This window comes from Rhizorhabdus dicambivorans, from assembly GCF_002355275.1.
GTDB lineage: Bacteria > Pseudomonadota > Alphaproteobacteria > Sphingomonadales > Sphingomonadaceae > Rhizorhabdus > Rhizorhabdus dicambivorans.
Map to the genome: position 1 here is coordinate 1,318,690 of NZ_CP023449.1, position 22,466 is coordinate 1,341,155.

General features: G+C 66.2%; 19 protein-coding genes. 17 read left to right on the forward strand and 2 right to left on the reverse strand.

Annotated features, from left to right (window positions below):
- Positions 1 to 107: 107 nt before the first annotated feature.
- The 12 genes from CMV14_RS26685 (at position 108) to CMV14_RS06330 (ending at position 15,599) form a co-directional block, all read left to right on the forward strand.
- Entirely contained in the window at positions 108 to 4,331 is a 4,224-nt protein-coding gene (locus tag CMV14_RS26685) for a glycosyltransferase (RefSeq protein ID WP_066968193.1), read from the forward strand.
- Between the two features lie 53 nt (positions 4,332 to 4,384).
- Positions 4,385 to 7,129, forward strand: a complete 2,745-nt coding sequence (locus tag CMV14_RS06280) for a methyltransferase domain-containing protein (protein WP_202820884.1) — start codon at positions 4,385 to 4,387, stop codon at positions 7,127 to 7,129.
- A gap of 16 nt (positions 7,130 to 7,145) precedes the next feature.
- Complete coding sequence (locus CMV14_RS06285) at positions 7,146 to 7,934, forward strand: FkbM family methyltransferase (protein ID WP_066968198.1); 789 nt, start codon at positions 7,146 to 7,148, stop codon at positions 7,932 to 7,934.
- Positions 7,935 to 8,058: 124 nt separating this feature from the next.
- Complete coding sequence (locus tag CMV14_RS06290) at positions 8,059 to 9,015, forward strand: UDP-glucuronic acid decarboxylase family protein (RefSeq protein ID WP_066968201.1); 957 nt, start codon at positions 8,059 to 8,061, stop codon at positions 9,013 to 9,015.
- Between the two features lie 47 nt (positions 9,016 to 9,062).
- On the forward strand, positions 9,063 to 10,022 hold the full coding sequence (locus CMV14_RS06295) for a glycosyl transferase family 90 (protein ID WP_176489128.1): 960 nt from the start codon (positions 9,063 to 9,065) through the stop codon (positions 10,020 to 10,022).
- Between the two features lie 24 nt (positions 10,023 to 10,046).
- On the forward strand, positions 10,047 to 10,328 hold the full coding sequence (locus CMV14_RS06300; RefSeq protein ID WP_096367682.1) for a hypothetical protein: 282 nt from the start codon (positions 10,047 to 10,049) through the stop codon (positions 10,326 to 10,328).
- A 78-nt stretch (positions 10,329 to 10,406) separates the two neighbouring features.
- Entirely contained in the window at positions 10,407 to 11,903 is a 1,497-nt protein-coding gene (istA, locus tag CMV14_RS06305; RefSeq protein ID WP_066970373.1) for an IS21 family transposase, read from the forward strand.
- Positions 11,900 to 12,658: an IS21-like element helper ATPase IstB gene (gene istB / locus CMV14_RS06310; RefSeq protein WP_066970376.1), complete on the forward strand. Its 759-nt coding sequence runs from the start codon at positions 11,900 to 11,902 to the stop codon at positions 12,656 to 12,658. The genes istA and istB overlap by 4 nt, the downstream gene beginning before the upstream one ends.
- Positions 12,659 to 12,749: 91 nt before the next feature.
- Positions 12,750 to 13,085, forward strand: coding sequence for a sugar nucleotide-binding protein (locus CMV14_RS06315; RefSeq protein ID WP_238147211.1), 336 nt, complete (start codon positions 12,750 to 12,752; stop codon positions 13,083 to 13,085).
- Between the two features lie 4 nt (positions 13,086 to 13,089).
- Positions 13,090 to 13,959 carry a glucose-1-phosphate thymidylyltransferase RfbA gene (rfbA, locus tag CMV14_RS06320; RefSeq protein WP_066961007.1) on the forward strand — a complete coding sequence of 290 codons (870 nt, stop codon included), beginning with the start codon at positions 13,090 to 13,092 and terminating at the stop codon, positions 13,957 to 13,959.
- The gene (locus CMV14_RS06325) at positions 13,959 to 14,456 is read left to right on the forward strand and encodes a Crp/Fnr family transcriptional regulator (protein WP_066961005.1); all 498 of its coding nucleotides are present in this window, start codon (positions 13,959 to 13,961) and stop codon (positions 14,454 to 14,456) included. The genes rfbA and CMV14_RS06325 overlap by 1 nt, the downstream gene beginning before the upstream one ends.
- A gap of 24 nt (positions 14,457 to 14,480) precedes the next feature.
- Positions 14,481 to 15,599: an NAD(P)/FAD-dependent oxidoreductase gene (locus tag CMV14_RS06330; protein WP_066961003.1), complete on the forward strand. Its 1,119-nt coding sequence runs from the start codon at positions 14,481 to 14,483 to the stop codon at positions 15,597 to 15,599.
- Here the strand turns inward: CMV14_RS06330 and CMV14_RS06335 are convergent.
- Complete coding sequence (locus CMV14_RS06335) at positions 15,577 to 15,777, reverse strand: hypothetical protein (protein WP_066960999.1); 201 nt, start codon at positions 15,775 to 15,777, stop codon at positions 15,577 to 15,579. The two genes, CMV14_RS06330 and CMV14_RS06335, sit on opposite strands and share 23 nt — an antisense overlap.
- A gap of 163 nt (positions 15,778 to 15,940) precedes the next feature.
- Between CMV14_RS06335 and trxB the strand changes: the two genes are divergently transcribed.
- Positions 15,941 to 16,915, forward strand: coding sequence for a thioredoxin-disulfide reductase (gene trxB, locus CMV14_RS06340; RefSeq protein WP_066960996.1), 975 nt, complete (start codon positions 15,941 to 15,943; stop codon positions 16,913 to 16,915).
- Positions 16,916 to 17,017: 102 nt separating this feature from the next.
- Here the strand turns inward: trxB and CMV14_RS06345 are convergent, their stop codons facing one another.
- Complete coding sequence (locus tag CMV14_RS06345; RefSeq protein WP_066961093.1) at positions 17,018 to 17,287, reverse strand: phosphopantetheine-binding protein; 270 nt, start codon at positions 17,285 to 17,287, stop codon at positions 17,018 to 17,020.
- Between the two features lie 105 nt (positions 17,288 to 17,392).
- Between CMV14_RS06345 and CMV14_RS06350 the strand changes: the two genes are divergently transcribed.
- From CMV14_RS06350 to CMV14_RS06365, 4 genes are all read left to right on the forward strand, one after another.
- The gene (locus CMV14_RS06350) at positions 17,393 to 18,925 is read left to right on the forward strand and encodes an acyl-CoA ligase (AMP-forming), exosortase A system-associated (protein ID WP_066961090.1); all 1,533 of its coding nucleotides are present in this window, start codon (positions 17,393 to 17,395) and stop codon (positions 18,923 to 18,925) included.
- Complete coding sequence (locus CMV14_RS06355; RefSeq protein WP_066960993.1) at positions 18,922 to 20,163, forward strand: pyridoxal-dependent decarboxylase, exosortase A system-associated; 1,242 nt, start codon at positions 18,922 to 18,924, stop codon at positions 20,161 to 20,163. The genes CMV14_RS06350 and CMV14_RS06355 overlap by 4 nt, the downstream gene beginning before the upstream one ends.
- 138 nt (positions 20,164 to 20,301) lie before the next feature.
- Complete coding sequence (locus CMV14_RS06360) at positions 20,302 to 20,910, forward strand: XrtA/PEP-CTERM system exopolysaccharide export protein (RefSeq protein WP_066961087.1); 609 nt, start codon at positions 20,302 to 20,304, stop codon at positions 20,908 to 20,910.
- A 31-nt stretch (positions 20,911 to 20,941) separates the two neighbouring features.
- Positions 20,942 to 22,465 (forward strand): XrtA system polysaccharide chain length determinant, encoded by a 1,524-nt coding sequence (locus tag CMV14_RS06365; protein ID WP_066960989.1) that lies wholly within the window; start codon positions 20,942 to 20,944, stop codon positions 22,463 to 22,465.
- Position 22,466: the final 1 nt, after the last annotated feature.

Consider the following 22,466-nt stretch of genomic DNA (forward strand, 5'->3'; position numbering starts at 1 on the left):
TCCAAGAGGCCGCTTTTTGCGGCGGCCCCTATGGTTCGTCGACGAGAGATACGCCGGATGCCCGCTGCCTATTCCGCCCATCGCCGCCGCATGATAGCGAGCATCGCATGACGGGGGGATTTTGGCGCCGGCGCGCGATACGACGCGCCTTCCTGAAAGCCAGCGCCGCCCGGGACAGCGGGCGCTGGCGGGAGGCCGCCGCGCACTATCGCCGCTATCTGGTCCACCGGCCCGACGATTTCGCGATCTGGGTCCAGCTTGGCCATATGCTCGGCGAAAGCGGGGACCTGACGGGCGCCGACCTCGCCTATCGCACCGCTCATAGCCTGCGGCCAGACGACGCCGATCTTGCCCTGTGCCGCGGCCATCTTGCCCGGCGGACCGGGGAGGTCGACGCCGCTATCGGTTTCTACCGGCACAGTTTCGAGCTCGACGGCAATCCCCGTGCCGGGCAGGCGCTGGACGAGTTGCTCCCGCCCGAGCCCGAGCCCGAAGCCGAGCCCGAACCGGAACCTGAAGCCGAACCCGAGCCTCAGCCTGACCCGGAGCCGGAGCCCGGTCCCAGGGGCGGCCATATCGAGGGCTGGTATGAGCGCTCCGTTTCCGGTGTGCTCCTGCCGTTTGGCGACGAGCGGCCGACCGTGGAGTTCCGTGCCGGCGACCGATCGGTCGCGCGGACGCGCGCTCACCCTCGCGAGGAGGATGGCGCGCTGTTCTTCCGCGCGCTGCTCGATATCGACCTGGGCGAGAATGGCGAGGGGGTGGAAGTCACAGCCCATCGCTTGCCCGATGGCGCGCCGCTCGATCCCGGCCCGATCCTCCTCTTCCCGCCCTCGCGTCATCCGGAGGATCATCCGATCGCCTGGTCGGTGCCTGCTGAGATCGTCAAGCCGCTCGATCTGTCTGCCGGAAGCGAGGTGGCGCTGCTCGTCACCCACAGTCGCACCGGCAAGATCAAGCCGCATGTCCTGCCCTATCTCCGCGCGCTGAAGGCCGCGGGGCTCGGGGTGTTCGTGATCGCGACGGTGGATCGGCCGGTTGATCTGCCCCGCGAGTTGATCGAGGCCGCCGACGCGGTGATGGTCCGCCGCAACGCCGGCTATGATTTCGGCGCGTGGGCGCATGCGCTGCGCCTCCACCCCCGCCTCTACGGCGCCAGCACGCTCTATCTGCTCAACGACAGCGTGCTGCCGGCCCGTGACGACGCCCGCATCGCGGAACTGATCGACAGGGTCCGCGCCAGCAAGGCCGATCTCGTCGGCCTAACCGAAAGTCATGAATGGCGCTGGCACGTGCAGAGCTATTTCCTGGCGATCAAGCCCCGGCTACTGACCTCGCGGCATTTCCACGCGTTCATGAACGACATCAGGCTGCTTACCCGCAAGGATCATGTGATCCGGGCCTATGAGGTGCGGTTGGCCGAGATGACCGAGCAGATCGGCCTGGATGTCGACCTGCTCTATGCCAGCGCGACGGCGATCAATCCCACCCTGTTCGGCTGGCGCGACCTGCTCGCCGCGGGCATGCCGTTCGTCAAGCTGCTGCTGCTGCGCGGCCAGTTCGAGGATATCGACATCACCGGCTGGCAGAAGGTTCTGGCCGATGCCGGGTTCGATGTCGCTCTGGCCGAGGCAGTGATCGCCGCCGCCGCGGAGGAAGGGCCGATCGACGATGGCGGACGCCTGCTCGCGCGTCGGGTGCCGGCGGGCGTCCATGTCGAAACGCCGCTCAAGATATCCTTCTTCGGCCCGTGGAACTATGACAACGGCCTGGGTGCCGCGAGCCGGGGGATCATCGCCGCGATCCGGCGGACCGGAGCGCTGCTGAGCCTTCACCCGATCAAACAGCCCTTCCATATCCACAAGCCGCTGGCACCACCGGTCGACATCGTCGATTTCGAGGAGCCTGCCGATATCGCCGTGGTGCATCTCAACCCCGACAGCTGGCACCTGCTGACCGATGAGCAGCGCGGGGCGATCGCCGCCGCTGGCAAGCGGATCGGCTATTGGGTCTGGGAGATGGGGCATATCCCCCCGGCCTGGCGCCGCAATTTCGGCGCGGTCGACCGGATCTGGGCGCCGAGCCATTATTGTGCCGAGCTGTTCGCGACCGAGGCTAATGTCCCCGTCGACGTCGTGCCGCATGTCGTGCCGGTGCCCGAGCCCGTGGCGCTCGACCGCGCCGGGGCGCTCGCACGGCTGGGCCTGCCGGCCGATCGCCGCACGATCCTCTATGTGTTCGACGGATCGAGCTATCTGGTCCGCAAGAACCCGGCCGCGCTGGTCCGCGCTTTTTCGGCATCGGGGCTGGCGGAAGAGGGCTGGTCGCTGTTGCTGAAGACCAAGCATCTCCACGACCGGCCCGAGGAGGGTGAGGCTTTCCGCGCGCTTGCCGAGGGCAGCGAGGGCGTGGTTCTGATCGACCGGTCGATGGCCGCCGACGAACTCGCCGAGCTGACCGCGCTGGCCGATCTCTACGCGTCGCCGCATTGTTCGGAAGGCTTCGGCCTGACGATCGCCGAGGCGATGGCGGCGGGCAAGCCGGTGGTGGCGACCGACTTTGGCGGCAGCCGCGATTTCGTTGACGCCTCGGTAGGCTGGCCGGTCAAGGCGCATCCCTGGCGGCTCGATCAGGATTTCGGCCATTATACCGAGGGCGGCGAATGGGCGCGGATCGACGAGCCGGCGCTCACCACGGCGCTGATCCGCGCGGCGAGGGCGATCGAGGCGGGTGACGCCGGCAAGAAGCGGGGCAAGGGCGCCGCCGCGCGGGCGCGGATTGCCGCGCTGCTTTCCTATGAGGCCGTGGCGGAGAAGATCGCGGCCAGCTTCCAGGCGGTGCGGAGCGAGCCGGTCGAGACGGGCGGCGCGCATATCGCTTCCGATCTGTCGATGGGCATGGCGGTCGAGGATGCGGTGTTCGGCCCCGCGCTGCGGGTGGTGGCGCTGGCGCCGGACGGCGCGCTCGATACGCTCCTGCCGGAGGACCTGCCCATCGATCGCGACAGCTGGGTCCTGCTCGCGCCGCGCGACGCGGTGCTGGCGCCCCTGATCGAGCGTGAGTGGCGGGCGGCCGCCGCAGCGCGGCCCGATGCCGGCATCTTCTATGGCGACGATTTCGCCGCGGGCGAGGAACGCGGGCTCGATCAGCTTCGGCTCAAGCCCGCCTTCGACCTGACCCTGCTCGCCGCGCAGGACTATATCGGCGCGCCGCTGATCGTCCGCGCCTCGGTCCTGGCCGAACTGGGCCTGCGTCCGGAAATGGGCGCGGCGCTGTTGGACGACCTGATCCTGCGCGCGCACCACGCCGGCACCTCGATCGTCCGGATTCCCAAGGTTTTGTTGGGCTATCCGGGACGGCGCCCGCGAGTCGATCCGGCGGTGCGCGCTACGATGCTCGCCCGGCAGCCGCTGTTCGGCCATGTCCGTTTCAAGCCCGGCCGCGCGCCGGGCAGCCTTGCCCAGGTCCGCGATTTCGGGCGCGACCATCCGGCGGTGACTTTGCTCATCCCGACCAGGCGGAGCAAGCTGCCGGGCGGCCGGACCGTCTATGTCGAACGGCTGCTGAAGGCGATCGCCACCACCGACTGGCCGATGGACCGGCTGACCGTGATCGTCGGCGACGACATCGCCGGCGAACCGGCCTGGGCAAGCCAGCCTTGGCCCTTCGCCCTGCGCCGCATCGAGACGCTGCGCGGGCCCGGCGAGCCCTTCAACTATGCCGGCAAGATGAACCTGCTCTGGCGCGCGGCAGAGACCGACCAGATCGTGATGATGAACGATGATCTGCTGCCGGCCGAACCTGGCTGGCTGGCGGCGCTGATCGGCTTCTCAGTCGACGAGACGGTCGGCGGGGTGGGCGCGCGGCTGCTCTATGCCGATGGCAGGCTTCAGCATGCGGGGATCATCCCGGCGCTCGGCGCGGTGGCCCACGCCTGGGCCATGCGCGCGAAGAGTGGGGGCACCTATCAGAATTGGGCGCTGGTCCAGCGCGAGTGGTCCGCCGTCACCGGCGCGCTGTTCGCGACCCGCCGCACGCTGATGGAGGAGATCGGCGGTTTCGACGAGCAGTTCACGCTCGAATATAACGACGTCGACCTGTGCCTGCGGCTGCGCGCGCTGGGCTATCGGATCGTCTGCACGCCGGAGGCGGAGATGGTCCATGCCGAGAAGGCTTCGCGTGGCGAGATGCCGGTGGCGGGTGAGCAGTTCGCCGCCTTCCTGTTGCGCTGGGGGGCGTGGCTGGCCCAGGACCCGTCCTGGCATCCGGGCCTGCGCCGCGATCTGTTCGATGTCGTGCCGGCGGACGAGCCCGGCGCCTGGTATCGATAAAAGGCCTAGGATCGCCCGATCCGAGCGGCTAACCCGGCAGGATGGCGACACCGATGCTTCTGGAAAGCGATGCGGCCGGGCTGGGCGATGGCCTGCCCCCCGCCTTCGACCCTGCTTATTATCTGTCGGCCAATCCCGACCTCGATCTTTCGCCGGAGGCCGCCGCCGAGCATTACCATAGGGTGGGGCGGGCCGAAGGACGGATCGCCTCCCCACTGGCGCTGCGCGAGAATCTCATCGCGCTGATCGCCGATGGCCGCTCGGTGCTGGAGATCGGCCCGTTCTGCAGCCCGCTGCTGCGCGGCCCCAACATCGCCTATCTTGACGTGCTCGACGCCCGGCAACTGCGCGACAGGGCGCGGGAGATCGGCGCCGATCCGGCGGGTTGCCCCGAACGGATCGACTATGTCGGGGGGCTCGACAAGGTCCGCCGCTCTTTCGACGCGATCATCAGCAGCCATGCGATCGAGCATCAGCCCGATCTGGTCGAACATCTCCGCCAGGTCGAGCGGATCATGGCGCCTGAGGGGCTGTTCTGTCTCATCATTCCCGACAAGCGCTATTGCTTCGATCATCATATCGCCGAAAGCACGATTGCCCAGGTCGTCCAGGCGCATCGCGAACAGCGCAGGACGCACACCCTCGCCAGCGTGATCGAGCATGTCGCCCTCACCACCCATAATGATTCGCGCCGCCATTGGGCGGGGGACCATGGCCCGGCCGTGCCTGCCGACCGCGCGAAACGGGTCGAGGCCGCGCTTCACAGCCATGATTTCGGCGGCGGCCGCTATATCGACGTCCATGCCTGGTATTTCACGCCGGACAGCTTCCGCACGATCATCGATACGCTGGGCGCGCTCGGCCTGACCGGGCTGGAGCTGGCCGGCGTCTACGACACGGCGCGCGACCGTAACGAGTTCTGCGCGGTGCTGCGCCTGTCGCCCGAGGCGCGACGGCGGCGGATCGAAAGCCCCGACGAGCCCGGCATCGTCCTGCTCCAGACCGCCGATGCCGAACGCTACGCGCCGATGCTCGCGGTCACCGCCGTCAATGTCCGCGAATATGCCCGGCGACAGGGTTTCGGCTATGAAAGCTTCCTGGGCATCAAACGCGGCTTCCACAACTGGCAGGCGACCTTCAACCGCATCCCGATGCTGGCCGAACTGGCCGATCGCGGCTTTGCCGGCTGGGCGGTCTATCTCGATGCCGATGCCTATATCCAGGATCTCGATTTCGATCTCGCCGCCTACCTCGCCGGCAAGGGCGATCGCGCGGCGATCTTCGCCACCTCCGGGGTCACGGGGGAGGCCTGGGACGTCAACGCAGGGGTGGCGCTGATCAATTTCGGCCATCCCCAGGGGCGCGCGCTGGTGCGAAGCTGGGCCGAACGCTTCGCCGCGCACAGCGACGATTTCCTGCGCGGCGCCGCCGAATGGATCGGCCCCGGCAACGATCAGGACCTCCTCCACCATATATTGCGCGAGGAGCCCGATATCGCGGGCGCCGTGTCGATCGAGCCGATGAGCTTCATCAACGGCCCCCATGCCAGCTTCATCCGCCAGCAGCTCCGCACCATGGCACCCACGCTGGAGGCGCGGGTCGAGGCGTTGACGGCGGCGGTGGCGGAAAGCCTGCGCGATGGCGGGCAGCCGGTGCCGGCCCCGCCCTCTGCTGCCGATAGGCGCTGGGCCGCGCGGCTGGCCCATGGCGAGGGGCGGTTGCCGGCGCTGGTCGAGGCGCCGATTCCCGCGCCGCGCCCCGATCTCGGGGAGGAAGCTTGCCGGCTCTGGGCGGGAGCCCGCGTCGACAGGGCGGATCTGGCCGACCGCCAGCGCGATTTCGCGGCGGTGCTCGATCGCGGTGATGCCGCCGCCGTCGCGGCCGAGCTTGCCGCGTTGGGCAAGGCCCGCATCGCGGAGGGCACGCTGGGCGGCGCGCGCCAGCATGAGCGCGCGCGGGATCGCCAGTTCGCCGAGCGGCTGGCGCGCTGGACCTATGACAAGCTCGTCTCGCTGGCCGAGGCGGTGGGCGTGCTGCCGCTGGAGAATCCCGAAGCCGGCCGCTGGGGCAGGAACGCCCTCACCGACCCGGCCGAACTGTTCGCCGCGATCGAGGGGGCGCTGGGCGCCGATCTGACGCCGCCCGCGTCCATCGGCGGGCATCTCGGCATTGCGGTGGGGCAGGGGCGGATCGTCCATATGCGGATGCTCGATTCGATCCACGCCGCGTGGCGGCTGCGGCAGCTCGGCGACTTCGCGGGTTCTGGCGATGATGTACGGATCGCCGAGATTGGCGGAGGCCCCGGCCTCACCGCCTTCTACGCCCGGCGGCTGGGCCTGATGAACTACCGCCTTTACGATACGGTGATGAACGGGGCGATCCTGGCCTATGTCCTGAAAGGGGCCGAGCTCGATCCGTCGCTACCTGGCGAGCCCGCGAGCGCCACGGCGATCCTCGATATCCGCGATTTCGGGGCGGCAACGCCAGGCTCGATCGATCTGCTGCTCAACATCGATTCCCTGCCGGCCATGGACCTTGGCGAAGCGGTGGCCCATCTCGCCGAGGCCCGGCGGCTGGGTGTCGGTCATCTGCTCAGCATCAATCAGGAGGCGGGGCCTTCCGATCAGACGCCTGTCACGGAACTTGCCCGGCTGGCCGGCGGCTATCGCCGCATCTCACGCCACCGCCACTGGCTGCGCGCGGGCTATGCGGAGGAGCTCTACGTTCTGCCGGATAACACCCTGCGGCACGAGGTTAAGGCCGTGTCGACGCAGTCAATTAGCTCCGATCATCCATAACCAAGGTGAGTAGCGCATGCCGACGAAGATCTGGAACACACCCTCCAAGGCGTTCACCGTTACGGGTTTCGATGATGGCTATTTTCAGGGCCTTTGTGACGAATGGGAAAGGCCCTATTATTTTCTCCTCAGGAAATATGTACCTGCTGGCAGCACCATCATAGATATCGGCGCCAACATAGGGGTAACAGCCTTTGCGGCATCGTCAGCCGTCGATGATGTCGACGTAATCGCTTTCGAACCGGCTGGTAGCGTGTTCGAGATACTCAAAACGAATATCGAGCAGAATCGCGCCAGCAATATCGTGCCAATCCGGTCTGCCGTGGGAAACAAATCGGTAAGCCACATCGCCTTTCACGAGAACTCGGCGTGGGGAAGTATCAACCCGGCGGGTCTCTCGACCGCTGAAGATCCGCCATGCGTTACGCTGGACGAATTCATCATCCGGTGGTCGGCCCAACATCCGGTCAAGCCCATAAAGTTCGTGAAGATCGATGTCGAAGGCTTCGAGTGGGAGGTGATCGAGGGGATGGAGAACCTGATCAACGCCCTGGATCCCATCGTGCAGGTCGAATTCAATATCTGGTGCCTGATCGGAATGCAGGACCGCAGCGTGCACAAGGCGCTGGAAGATATTTCGAGCAAGTTTCGATATGTCTACAGGGCAATCGCCGGAAATAGTGAAATGCCTATAGAAGCTGTGGACCTTTCGACACGGGAGGGCCGCACCCACTATATTTACGCGGCCATCTCGCGCGGGTTGGATTATGACGACCTGATCCTATCCAATAAAAAGCTCGATTAATTCCACCATGTTAGGAACTAGCGGCTGGCGCAACCCGGCGGCTTGACACTTCAAGAGGGATGGGCTGGAGAGGTCCGCATCCCGGGCTCCAATCGACAGAAAAATCAGTGAGAAGGCAGAATTGATGGGCTTTTCCCGAAAGCGGATTCTAGTATCAGGCGGCGCGGGCTTTCTGGGGTCGCACCTCTGCACGCGACTGGTCGAGGCCGGTCACGACGTCCTGTCGGTCGATAATTATTTTACCGGCCGCAAGGAGAATATCGCCCATCTCCTGTCGAATCCGCGCTTCGAGGCGATGCGCCACGACGTTACCTTCCCGCTCTATGTCGAGGTAGACGAGATCTACAATCTCGCCTGTCCGGCTTCGCCGATCCATTATCAGTTCGATCCGGTCCAGACGACCAAGACCAGTGTCGTCGGCGCGATCAACATGCTCGGCCTCGCCAAGCGGGTGAAGGCGAAGGTGTTCCAGGCCAGCACCAGCGAGGTTTATGGCGATCCCGAGGTTCACCCGCAGACCGAGGATTATCGCGGCAACGTGAATCCGCTCGGCCCGCGCGCCTGTTATGACGAGGGCAAGCGCGCGGCCGAGACGCTGTTCTTCGACTATCACCGCCAGCATGAGGTGCGGATCAAGGTCGCCCGTATCTTCAACACCTATGGCCCGCGCATGCACCCCCAGGACGGCCGCGTCGTCTCCAACTTCATCATGCAGGCGCTGACCGGGCAGCCGATCACCCTCTACGGCACGGGTTCGCAAACCCGCGCCTTCTGCTTCGTCGATGATCTGGTCGAAGGCTTTATCCGGCTGATGGGCACGGGTGATGAGGTGACGGGCCCGGTCAACCTCGGCAACCCCCACGAGATTTCGGTTCGCGAGTTGGCCGAGCGGGTCATCAAGCTGACGGGTTCGAAGTCCGAGATCGTGTTCGAACCGCTGCCGCAGGACGACCCCACCCAGCGCTGCCCCGATATCGGGCTCGCCCGGCGCACCCTGGGATGGGAGCCGCAGGTGCCGCTGGAGAAAGGCCTTCAGGCGACGATCGACTATTTCAAGGGCGTCGTCCGCGAGCGGGGCTGAGGGCCGGACCGATGTCGGAGACGCAGAGTCCTGCATGGCGCGAGATCGTGACGACGGTCCCTCGGGAGGGCCTGGCCGCGATGATCGGCATACATGTGAATCCCGACCTCGCGATCGTCGCGCGCCTCGGGACCGGCCATGCCGACTATCGCTATTTCGTCAGCGGGTGGCCGGGAGAGATCGATAACAGGGTCAGCCTTTCGCTGACCTATGTCGAGCATCTGCGCGGCATTATGGAGGCGTCCGATCCGGCGCGTCCCACCCGCCGGGAAATCCTTTTCCAGCTGGAGGACAATCCCGTGAATGTTCCCAGCGCTTCCTGGGAATCGCGACATGATTGGGATGGCATCCGTCTGATCCCCGACCTCTATTATTTCATGGCGAGCGGCTATGAGGGTTTTGATCCCGCTGTCGGCCCCTGGAAGGAACGAAAGCCGTCCGTTGTCTGGCGGGGTGCTTCGACCGGCCTGTTCCATCAGACCGAAAGCACGTTGGACAATCTCCCACGATATCGGATGAGCAGGCTCGCGGCCCAGCTCGGCGAGCGCGCCGATGTCGGCCTGACGCAGGTTGCGCAGGCCGCCAGCGCCGAAGAGGCCGATCTGATCAGCCAGCGGCTGGAGCGCGAAGGCCTGATGAAGCCGTTCATGCCGATGACCGAAATGGCCCGGCACCGTTTCATCCTTGATATCGACGGCAATTCCAACAGCTGGAATTTCATGCAGAAATTGCGCCTCGGCTGTTGCGTCCTGCGGGTCGAAAGCCAGTGGCGGCAATGGTTCTCGGATCGGCTGATCCCATGGGAGCATTATGTTCCTGTCGCGCCGGATCTTTCCGATCTGGTGGAGCGCGCCGAATGGTGCTTCAGCCATCCCGGCGAGTGCGAGGCCATTGCCGCGCAGGGCACGAAATTTGCCTTTGACATGCGCTTCGCGGATGAAATGCCGCGTGCGGCACAGATCGCCTTCGCGGCCGATGGCGCCAGCGAACATGACGTCAACGGCTGAGCCCCGGGTTCGATAAGGAGGATTATGTCAATCACGCGAGAGGAAGCGGTCTTTGCTTATCGCTTGATCCTGGGCCGGGAGCCCGAAAATGAGCAGGTCATCGAAGAGGCCATGGCCGCCGACAATCTGGCGCACCTGCGCAGGGTGTTTCTGGGGAGCGCAGAATTCTCCCGGAAATATGACGAATCGGCGCGGGGCGCGCTGCATGTGGGCCGGTTTCAGGATGTCTCCGAGGTCGATATCGACCTGGATTGCACAGCTGTGAGAGCGGCGGTGCAAAAGTCGGCCACGGTAGCGGCGGAATAAACCAGCCGCGGGCGGAGTAAAATCCGGCCACCTATTTCCTTTCTGCAATGACGGCAGGAGGGACAGGGGATCTACACCGTGGAACTATATCTGAAGGTTCGCCTGGCTGTCTCCGAAGGGATGACGCAGCGCCAGGCAGCAAAGCATTTCAACATATCTCGCGACAGCGTCGCCAAGATGGTGTCGTATTCGATACCGCCCGGCTATCAGCGGCGATCACCGATCCGGCGGCCGAAGCTGGATGCGTTCGTTTCGACGATCGAGCATTGGCTCGACGAGGATATGAAGGTGCCGCGCAAGCAGCGGCATACTGCCAAGCGGGTGTTCGACCGGCTGCGCGACGAATGCGGGTTCACCGGCGGCTACACGATCATCAAGGACTACATGCGCGAGCGGGATCAGCGCCGCCGGGAGGTGTTCGTGCCGCTGTCGCATCCTCCCGGCCATGCGCAGGCCGACTTTGGCGAGGCGACTGTGGTGATCGGCGGCGTCGAGCAGAAGGCGCGCTTCTTCGTGCTCGATCTTCCGCATAGCGACGGCTGCTACGTGCGGGCCTATCCGGCGGCGGTGGCCGAGGCCTGGGTCGACGGCCACATCCATGCGTTTGCCTTCTTCGGAGGCGTGCCGCAGTCGATCGTATACGACAACGACCGTTGCCTTGTGGCGAAGATCCTGCCCGACGGCACGCGCAAGCGGGCAGCGCTGTTCAGCGGTTTTTTGTCCCACTACCTGATCCGCGATCGCTATGGCCGTCCGGGAAAGGGTAATGACAAGGGGAATGTGGAGGGTCTTGTCGGATATGCCCGGCGCAACTTTATGGTGCCGATCCCGCAGTTTGCGACATGGGATGCGTTCAACGATTTTCTGGAGGAGCAGTGCCGAAAGCGCCAGCGCGATAAGCTACGCGGCGAGAACGAGACGATCGGCGAACGGCTGCAGCGCGATCTTGCCGCCATGCGTCCCTTGCCGGCGTCGCCGTTTGATGCCTGCGACCAGACCAGCGCTGTTGTGACAGCCCAATCGCTGGTGCGCTACAAAACGAACGACTATTCCGTGCCGGTTGCCTACGGTCATCAAGACGTCTGGGTCCGGGGCTATGTCGATCAGGTGGTGATCGGTTGCCGTGGTGAGATCATCGCCCGCCATCCCCGGAGCTGGGAACGGGAAGACATCGTCTTCGACCCCGTCCATTACCTGCCGCTGATCGAGCAGAAGATCAATGCGCTGGATCAGGCAGCTCCATTGCAGGGCTGGGATCTGCCGGACGAGTTCGCCACGCTGCGCCGTTTGATGGAAGGCCGCATGGCAAAGCATGGCCGGCGGGAATACGTCCAGGTTCTCCGTCTGCTGGAAAGCTTCGAGCTTGCCGACCTGCATGCGGCGGTAAGGCAGGCCCTTCAGCTCGGCGCGATCGGCTTCGATGCGGTCAAGCATCTGATCCTGTGCCGCGTAGAACGCCGACCGCCGCGATTGGACCTGTCGATCTATCCGTACCTTCCGAGGGCGACGGTCGAGAAGACCTCGGCGAAGGCGTATATGCGCCTCCTGTCGTCTGATGCGGGAGAGGCGGCATGAGCACCGAAGCACCTGACATCCTGCTCGCCCACTATCTCAAGACCCTCAAGCTGCCGACCTTCCAGCGCGAGCACCAAAAGCTGGCCCGACTCTGCGCAACCGAGGACGTCGATCACGTCGGCTACCTCTTCCGGCTTGCCGAGCGGGAGATGATCGAGCGCGATCGCCGCAAGGTCGAACGGCGGATCAAGGCGGCCAAATTCCCGGTCGTCAAAAGCCTCGACAGCTTCGACTTTGCCGCCATCCCCAAGCTCAACAAGATACAGGTGCTGGAACTGGCCAGATGTGAATGGATCGAGCGCCGCGAGAACGTCATCGCTCTCGGTCCCAGCGGCACGGGCAAGACGCATGTCGCGCTCGGCCTCGGCCTGGTCGCCTGCCAGAAAGGCTTATCCGTCGGCTTCACCACGGCGGCGGCCCTGGTCAGCGAGATGATGGAGGCTCGAGACGAGCGGCGTCTGCTCCGCTTCCAGAAGCAGATGGCCGCCTACAAGCTGCTGATCATCGACGAACTGGGCTTCGTGCCGCTCTCCAAGACCGGTGCGGAATTGCTGTTCGAGCTGATCTCCCAGCGTTACGAGCGCGGTGCCACCCTGATCACCAGCAATCTGCCTTTCGATGAATGGACCGAAACCTTGGGATCAGAACGACTGACCGGCGCACTGCTCGATCGCATCACCCACCACGTCAACATTCTCGAAATGAACGGCGACAGCTATCGTCTCGCCCAAAGCCGCGCCCGAAAGGCTGGCTGAAACCTTTCAAAAAAATCGCCGCGCCCGGCTGAGACCCCGCTCGGGCTACGCCCTCACGGCGGTCTCAGCCGGGCGCAAGGGTGGCCGACTTTTGCTCCGCCCGGTGGCCGGAAATTGCTCCGCCGTTGACATCGAGGATCCTCAGGCCCCGCTCGGCACCTATCATTTCGTCAACGCCGGCGAGGCGAGCTGGTGCGAGCTGGCGCGCGAGATCTTCGCGCTCAGCGGGGCGGCGGGCGGCCCCTCGCCACAGGTCGAGCCGATCGCCACCGCCGATTATCCGACCCCCGCGAAACGCCCCGCCAATTCAAGGCTCTCGACGGACAAGATCGTCAGGGACTATGGGATACACCCGCGCGACTGGCGGGCGGCGGTGCGCGACATAGTGGACGAGCTTGCGGGGCCGGTGCCCCAGACTGGGGCGTGATCGAGTGAAAGGCATCATCCTGGCGGGCGGCGCGGGGACGCGGCTCCATCCGATGACGATGGTGACCTCCAAGCAGCTGCTGCCGGTCTACGACAAGCCGATGATCTATTATCCGCTGTCGACGCTGATGCTGGCCGGCATCCGCGAGGTGCTGCTGATCTCCACGCCGCGCGACGTGCCCTCCTTCCAGGCACTGCTTGGCGACGGGAGCCAGTGGGGCATGGAGATACGCTACGCCGTGCAGCCGAGTCCGGATGGGCTGGCCCAGGCCTATATCATCGGCGCGGATTTCGTCGGGGGCGAGCGGTCGGCGCTGATCCTCGGCGACAATATTTATTACGGCCATGGCGCTACCGACCTGTTCAGGGCGGCGCTGGGGCGCGACGAGGGGGCGACGGTGTTCGCCTATCATGTCACCGACCCCGAACGCTATGGCGTGGTCGAGTTCGACGCGGCCATGCGGGCCATCTCGATCGAGGAGAAGCCGGCAAAGCCGCGCTCCAACTGGGCGGTGACGGGCCTCTATTTCTACGACGCCGACGTGGTCGACATCGCCCGCGACCTCAAGCCCTCGCCGCGCGGCGAACTGGAGATCACCGACGTCAACAAGGCCTATCTTGCCGCCGGCAAGCTCTCGGTCGAGCTGATGGGCCGTGGCTATGCCTGGCTCGACACCGGCACGCCGGACAGCCTGATCGAGGCGGCCGAGTTCGTCCGCACGCTGGAGAAGCGGCAGGGCTTCAAGATCGCCTGCGTCGAGGAGATCGCCCATGGCCAGGGCTTCATCGATGCGGCACAGCTCGAAAAGCTTGCCGACGGCTACGGAAAAAGTGCCTATGGCACCTATCTTCGCACCATGCTGATGAGAGGCTGATGCAGAACGCCCGCTATATTGCCGCTGGTCTCAGCGATTCCGACATGCTCTGGCTGCTGTCCGTCGGCAAGCTCCGGCGGCTCAAGGCGGGCGAGAGGCTGGTGACGGCTGGCAAGTCGGTAGCCGACCTGTTCTTCGTCACCAGCGGCCAGCTGGGTGTGGTGCTGGAGGATGGGTCGAGGGTCGCCCAGCTTCATACCGGCGACGTCGTCGGCGAGATGTCCTTCGTCGAACGCCATTCGCCGCTCGTCTCGGTGATCGCCGAGGAGCCGACCGAGATGCTCGCCATTCCGCGCAAGCTGATCCTCGACCGCTTCGAGCAGGAGCCGGTCTTCGCCGCGCGCTTCTATCGCGCGCTGGCAGTCTTCCTGTCCGAGCGCCTCCGCGAGACCACGGCGGCGGTCAAGGCCGCGGCCGAGGAGGAGCAGCGCAAGCTCAAGGCCGACAAGGCCGCGCGGGCCAGGTTCACGCGGCTGTTCGTTCGGTCGGGCCCGTAAAGGCCCTTTCGAGGATCGGTCCGGATGAGCCGGTTCGATGCAATCGTCATCGGCGCCGGGGTGATCGGCCTGGCCATCGCGCGGTCGCTGGCGCGGGCGGGGCGGGCGGTGCTGATCCTGGAGCGCGAAGGCGCGATCGGCACCGGCATTTCCTCACGCAACAGCGGGGTGATCCACGCCGGGCTCTATTATCCACCAGGTTCGTGGAAGGCGCGGCTGTGCCGGGAGGGGCGCGGCCTGCTCTACGCCTATTGCGAGGAACGGCAGGTCGCATATCGCCGCTGCGGCAAGCTCGTCGTCGCGCGGAACGATGCCGAACGGCCTGCGCTTGAGGCGATCGTGGCACGGGCGGGCGCGGCGGGCGGCGGTGATCTCCTCTGGCTGGACGGGGCCGATGCCCGGCGGATCGAGCCCGCGCTGGACTGTGCCTCGGCCTTGCTCTCGCCATCGAGCGGGATCGTCGACGCGCACGGTTTGATGCTCGCCCTGCTCGGCGAGGCGGAGGATCATGGCGCGATGCTCGCCCGTCTGGCCCCTGTGGATCGCGTCGATCGCGCCGCGGGCGCCTGGCTGGTCCATGCCGGTGGCGAACGGGTCGCGGCGCCGCTGCTCGTCAACGCCGCGGGGCTCGATGCGCAGGCGGTGGCCGGGACGATCGAAGGGCTGAACCGGGCGGCGATCCCGCCGTGCTTCCTCGCGAAGGGGCATTATTTTTCCTATGCGGGCAGGGTGCCGTTCGATCGGTTGATCTACCCGGTGCCGGTGCCCGGCGGGCTCGGCACCCATCTCACCCTCGATCTGGCGGGGCAGGCGCGCTTCGGGCCCGATGTCGAATGGATCGATGCGGTCGACTGGGCCGTCGATCCGGGCCGGAAGGATCGCTTCGTGGCGGCGGCCAGCCGGCTCTGGCCGGGACTCGATCCCGATCGACTCCAGCCCGGTTATGCCGGCATCCGCCCCAAGCTGGTCGGCCCCGGCGATGCGGATGCCGATTTCCGGATCGATGGCGAGGCGGAGCACGGCATGCCGGGGCTGGTCAACCTGTTCGGGATCGAATCGCCCGGGCTGACCGCCTCGCTGGCGATTGGCGATGAGGTGGCGGCGATGCTGGCGGGGCGGGTCAGCCGCCCATCGCGCTGGTGATCTTTTCGAGCGTTTCGGGCAGGTGTTTGCGCAATTCGTGGATCTTGCCGTTCAGCAGCGGATTGGCCTCGAACGCGGGCGAGGAGGTGGCGACGGCGATGGCGAGCACGCAGCAGCCCAGGGCGAACCTGACCACAGCCTTGCCGCTCTCGTCGCAGGCCAGAGTCGCGATCGCCATTCTCGTCACCATGCCCAACCCCGGCTTTGCCGCCCCCAAGAAATCACCGTCCTCCTAGGCCAAGAAGCCTAAGGTCGGGTAAAGGCCGCGCGGTTGCCAAGCCGGGGGCCGGGTCCCTATCTGAAGCTTCGAGAATCATCCATCATCCGGAGCGCACTGCCCCATGACCGCTAGCCATTCGACCCGCATGCTGATCCTGGGCTCCGGCCCCGCCGGGCTGTCCGCCGCGATCTATGGCGCGCGGGCCGGCCTTGCGCCGATCGTCGTGCAGGGTCTTCAGCCGGGCGGCCAGCTGACCATCACCACCGATGTCGAGAATTATCCGGGCTTCCGCGACGTGATCCAGGGCCCCTGGCTGATGCAGGAGATGCAGGCCCAGGCCGAGCATGTCGGCGCGCGGATGATGTGGGACACGATCGTCGACGTCGACCTTTCCGAGCGGCCCTTTCGCCTGAAGGGCGATGGCGGCACGCTCTATGTCTGCGATACGCTGGTGATCGCCACCGGCGCCCAGGCCAAATGGCTCGGCGTCGAGGGGGAGGCGGCGCTGGGCGGCAAGGGTGTCTCGGCCTGCGCGACCTGCGACGGCTTCTTCTATCGCGGCAAGAAGGTTGCCGTGATCGGCGGCGGCAACACCGCGGTCGAGGAGGCACTGTACCTGACCAACCACAGCCAGGACGTGACCCTGATCCACCGCCGCGATTCGCTGCGGGCCGAGAAAATCCTCCAGGAGCGCCTGTTCGCGCATCCCAACATCAAGATTCTCTGGAACAAGGGCGTCGAGCGCTTCGTGGCCGGCGAAGGCAATGCCGGGCTGGTCGCGATCGACCTCAAGGACACGGTGACCGGCGAGACGTCGCAGCTCGGCGTCGACGGCGGCTTCGTCGCGATCGGCCACAGCCCGGCGACCGAATTGCTGCGCGGTCATCTCGAACTGGACGAGGACGGCTATCTGGTCGTCGAGAAGGGCGGCACCCGCACCAATGTCCCCGGCGTGTTCGGCGCGGGCGACGTCTCCGACAAGACCTACCGGCAGGCCGTCACCGCCGCTGGCATGGGCTGCATGGCGGCCCTCGACGCCGAGCGCTTCCTGGCCGAGGCCGATTTCGAGGCGGCGCGCGAGACCGTGGTGGCCTGAAGCCGGCGTCGCCCCGGCGGAGGCCGGGGCCGTAAGAGATTTGGCGACAGGCTTTTGGCAAGAGCCGCTTGCGGCCGGCCTTCGCCGGGGCGACGATGCTTTCTAGCCCTTCTTCGTCTCGACGAAGCGCACCAGCGCGCCGAAGCTCTCCAGCATCTCGCCATCGACCTCGTCATCGTCGATGATGATGTCGAGCCGGTCCTCCAGTTCGGTCAGCAGGCCGGCGACCGCCATCGAATCGAGTTCGGGCAGCGATCCGAACAGGCCGGTATCTGCATCGAAACCGGCGGCGCGGGCGGGATCGAGCGCCAGGGCGTCGACGAGCACCGCGCGGACGATATCCTCGATGCTGCTGGAACCGGCAGTGCCCACCTGATTATCCCCGAAATGGTCCAAACGGCGGCTCCGTAAACGGAACGGCGGGCGCGGACAAGACGCCGTTGCCGATCCCGGCGACAGCGCCTAGCTGTGGCGGCGATGCCCATCGCGCCCGATCCGATCCCCAGACCGCTCGACCATCTGGCGCTGACTGGCGCGCGGGATGCGCCCGCGCTCGCCGACAAGGCGGGCGTGATCGACCATGGCACGCTCGATCGCATGGTCGGTGCGCTCGGTGCCGCGCTGCTGGCACAGGGGCTGGCGCCGGGCGACCGGGTGGCGAGCTGGCTGTCCAAGCAGCGGCTCGCCTGCCTGCTGCCGCTGGCGGCGGCGAGGGCGGGGCTGGTCCATGTGCCCGTCAATCCGCTGCTCAAACATCCCCAGGTTGCGCATATCCTGGCCGACAGCGGCGCGAAGCTGCTGATCGCCGGACGCGGCCGGGCCAACACTTTGGAGCCGGGCGACCGGCCTCAGGGCTGCGCGCTGCTGATCGACGAGGAGGCCGGCGCCGCGCTGCTCGACGGAGACGATGTGCTGGTACCGTCGGTCGCCGATCCGGATGAACTCGTGGCGATCCTCTACACCTCGGGCTCGACGGGGCGGCCCAAGGGGGTGATGCTCAGCCACGCCAATCTCTGGCTCGGCGCGGTCAGCGTCGCCGATTATCTCGGGCTGGAGCCCGACGACCGCACCTTGGCGCTGCTGCCGCTCAGCTTCGACTATGGCCAGAACCAGCTGCTCTCGACCTGGGCGGCGGGCGGCTGCGTCCATCCGCTGGACTATCTTACCCCGCGCGATGTGGTCCGGGCGGTCGGCAAGCACGGGATCACCACGCTGGCCGGTGTGCCGCCGCTGTGGATCCAGCTGGCGGAGAGCGACTGGCCGCCGGAGAGCGTCGCGCCGCTGCGGCGGCTCACCAACACCGGGGGGCGGATGAGCGTGCCGCTGGTCCGCCGGCTGCGCGCGCTGTTTCCGCAAGCGCGTCTCTTCTCGATGTATGGGCTGACCGAGGCCTTCCGCTCCACCTATCTCGATCCGGGGCTGATCGACGCTCATCCCGATTCGATCGGCGGCGCGATCCCCTTTGCCGAGATACTGGTGGTTCGACCAGACGGCAGCATCGCGGCCGATGGCGAACCGGGCGAACTGGTCCATGCCGGGCCCCTGGTCGCGCAGGGCTATTGGGATGACGCCGAAAGGACCGCGCAACGCTTTCGTCCCGCGCCTGCCGCCTCGGCCTATGGCGGCACCGCCGTCTGGTCCGGCGACACGGTGGTGCGCGACGCCGAGGGGCTGCTCCGCTTCGTCGGCCGCGATGACGAGATGATTAAGAGTTCGGGCAACCGGATCAGCCCGACCGAGATAGAGGAAGCCGCGGTGGCCAGCGGCGCGGCGGCCGAGGCGGTGGCGCTGGGCCTGCCCGACGAGCGTCTGGGCCAGGCGATCCTGCTTTATGCGCGGCCCCTGGGCGACGGTGCCAAAACGCGGCTGATCGACTGGTTCAAGCGCAACCTTCCCGGCTTCATGCAGCCGGCGCGGGTAGTATGGCGGGATGAGCTGCCACGCAACGCCAATGGCAAGCTCGATCGCGCCGCGCTGAGGGCCGAGGCGCTCGCGGAGGAGAGGACATGAAACCGAGCGGACCCATCCCGGCCGATTATATCCGGCGCGATGGCGCGCTGATGATCGGTGGGCGCAGCGCCGACGAATGGATCGGCATCGCGGGCGACACGCCGCTGTTCGTCTATGATCTGGCCATCGTGCGCGATCGGATTGCGCGCTTCCGTGCCGCCTTTCCCGGCGTGTCGCTCCATTATGCGATCAAGGCCAATCCGCATCCCCCGCTGGTCCGTGCCATGGCCGGCCTCGTCGACGGCATCGACGTCGCGTCCGGAGGCGAGGCGCGGATAGCGCTCGACGCCGGGATGGACGCGCGGCGCATCTCCTTCGCCGGCCCGGGCAAGCGCGACCGCGAACTGGCCCTGGCGATCGAGGAGGGGATCACGCTCAACCTCGAATCCGAAGGGGAGGCCGAACGCGCGCTGGCGATCGGGCGCGGTATCGGCCGGACGCCGCGCCTCGCCATCCGCGTCAATCCGGATTTCGAGCTGAAGGGCTCGGGGATGAAGATGGGCGGCGGCGCCAAGCCCTTCGGCATCGACGCCGATCAGGCGGCGCAGGTCGTCCGCCGCATCGTCGACGGCGGCGGCGACTATCGCGGCCTCCACATCTTCGCCGGTTCTCAGGCGCTCGATCCGCAGGCGCTGATCGAGGCGCAGGCTTCGGCGCTGGCGCTGGCCGCGCGGATCAGCCGCGAGGCGGACGTGCCGCCGCCGCACGTCAATCTCGGCGGCGGCTTCGGCATCCCGCATTTCGCCAATGACACGCCCTTAGACGAAAGTCTGGTGGGCGACGCATTATCCGCGGCGCTCGCGGGACGCGATCCGATCCTCGCCGATGCAGAATTTACAATCGAACTGGGCCGCTGGCTGGTGGGCGAGGCGGGGGTCTATCTGAGCCGGATCGTCGACCGCAAGACCAGCCATGGCGAGACTTTCCTGGTCGTCGACGGCGGCCTGCACCACCAACTGGCGGCAAGCGGCAATTTCGGTACGGTGGTCCGCCGTAACTATCCGATATCTTTGACGAATATCGCGGATTCTGCTACGGTCGAAACCGTGTCGGTGGTGGGCTGTCTCTGTACCCCGATCGATCGCTTGGGCGACCATGTCGGCCTGCCCCGGGCGGAGGTCGGCGATGTCGTCGCGCTGTTCCTTGCGGGGGCCTATGGCGCGAGCGCGAGCCCGCAGGCTTTCCTGGGCCACCCGCCCCCGCGCGAAATAACCGTGGACGGGACAGGCATCCTGTGATTCTAAGCATCTGTTCATGGTCGATGGAGCATTAAGCAGGTCGCGAAGTTTACGGGTTTCGGGGAACCCATCGTCGGGTGTTCTGCCCTGGAGGTTATGCGGATGACCGTTGGTGCTGCCGTGACAAGGCTGGTGGGGATGATGGCGGCGGCGATGCTGATCGCTGCCCAGCCGGTCTATGCCAAGGACAAGGAACTGCCGCCTGCGCCGTTCGTGCCCGATACCGGCGCGCCGGGGGAGGACTACACGATCGGCCCGCTGGACGCGCTGACCGTGTTCGTCTGGCGCAATCCGGAACTGGGCGCGCAGGTCCAGGTTCGGCCCGATGGCCGGATCACCCTGCCGCTGATCAGCGACATGGTCGCGGTCGGCAAGACCCCGGCCAAGCTGTCCGATGACATTCGCGACGCGCTGTCCACCTACATCACCGATCCGATCGTCTCGGTGATCGTCAACAATTTCTCGGGAACCTTCGCCCAGCAGATCCGCATCGTCGGCGCGGCGGAGAAGCCCGCGACGGTCTCCTACCGTTCGGACATGACCCTGCTCGACGCGATGATCGCCGTCGGCGGCCTGTCGGAATATGCCGCGGGCAACCGCGCCAAGCTGATCCGCTACGATCCCGTCACCAAGAAGCAGCAGGAGTTCCGCCTTCGGATCGACAGCCTGCTCAAGCGTGGCGACATCAAGGCCAATGTCAAATTGCAGCCGGGCGATGTGATCATCATCCCCGAAAGCATCTTCTGATCGGGATCGCGGGGGCGGCAGACTAGGGTCGATGGAAGCAATCTACACCGAGATCAGGATAGCGCTCTACGCCATTTGGCGGATGCGCTGGCTTGCCCTCGCGGTCGCCTGGGGTTTCTGTCTGGTCGGCTGGGTGATGGTGATGCGGGTGCCCGCCTCCTATGAGAGCAGCGCCCGTATCCAGGTCCAGGTCAAGTCGCTGTTCGCCGACGGTGCCGAAAGCGACATGCAGAAGAATGTCGACCGGGTCCGCCAGTCATTGACCTCGACCGAGGTGCTCAAGCGGGTGGTGCGCACCGTCTCCAACGGTGAGCGGCCGCTGACCTCCTATGAATCGCTGTCGCTGATCGGCGCGCTGCGCGGCGGCATCTCCATCACCGCGCAGGGCGAGGACCTGCTGGAGATCAAGACCCGGATCAGCCTGAAGAGCATTTCCGAGCAGCAGACCGCCTTCATCGCCCGAAACGTCACCCAGAAGCTGATCGAGATCTTCATCCAGGAGAATGTGATCGGCAGCCGGACCAACAATGCCGAAGCGCTGCAATTCCTGGATCAGGAGCTGGCCCGCCGCGCCAAGGAACTGGCCGATGTCGACCGGCGCCGTGCCCAGATCGCGCAGGACACGCTGGGTTCGCTGCCGGGATCTGGCACCCTGGAACAGCGCATGGATTCGGCGCGCAACGAGATGATGAACCTGGAATCGGGGTTGATGCAGGCGCGCAGCTCGCTGGCCGCGATGAACGGCCAGATCGCCGCGACCCCGGCCCAGATTCCGGCCGGTACGGTCGGCGGCGTCGACACGCTTGACCAGCGGATCAGCCAGCTCGAAGGGCAGCTGTCCGAGGCGATCTCGCGGGGCTGGACCGAAAAGCACCCCGACGTGATCGCGATCCGTGCCCAGCTGCGCCAGCTCCGCGCCGAGAAGGCGCGGGGCGGAACGCGGGACGTGCCGATGGCACCCAACCCGGTCTATGTCTCGCTCAAGTCCATGCAGGCCGAGCGCGAGGGCAATGTCGCCGCGCTTCAGGCGCGCAAGGACCAGCTTGACCGGGCGGTGACGATGATCGCCCAGCGCCAGCTGAGCGCGCCCGCCGCGCAGATCGATCAGGCCCGGCTCGACCGCGACTATGATGTGTTGAGGGACCAGTACAACAAGCTGCTCGCCCAGCGTGAGGGCGCGAAGCTGCGGTCCGACGCGACCGGCAAGACCGATGGCGTCCAGTTCCGCGTGATCGACCAGCCGGCGGTGCCGCGCCAGCCCGCCGCGCCCAACCGGACGATGCTGCTGACCGCGGTCCTGATCGCCGGGGCGGTGGTCGGTGCCGGCGTCGCCTTCGCCAAGAGCCAGCTCGCCAATGTCTATACCACCACCCAGCAGCTCGCCAAGGCGAGCGGCCTCCCAGTGCTGGGCTCGATCTCCGAGGTCATCACGGCGGAGACCCGCGCGATCCGCCGCAAGCAGATGATGTGGTTCAGTTCCGCGGCGGCCGGACTGCCCGGCATGTTCATGTTGTTGATGCTGATCGAATTCGTGAAACGGATCATGGTATCCTGAT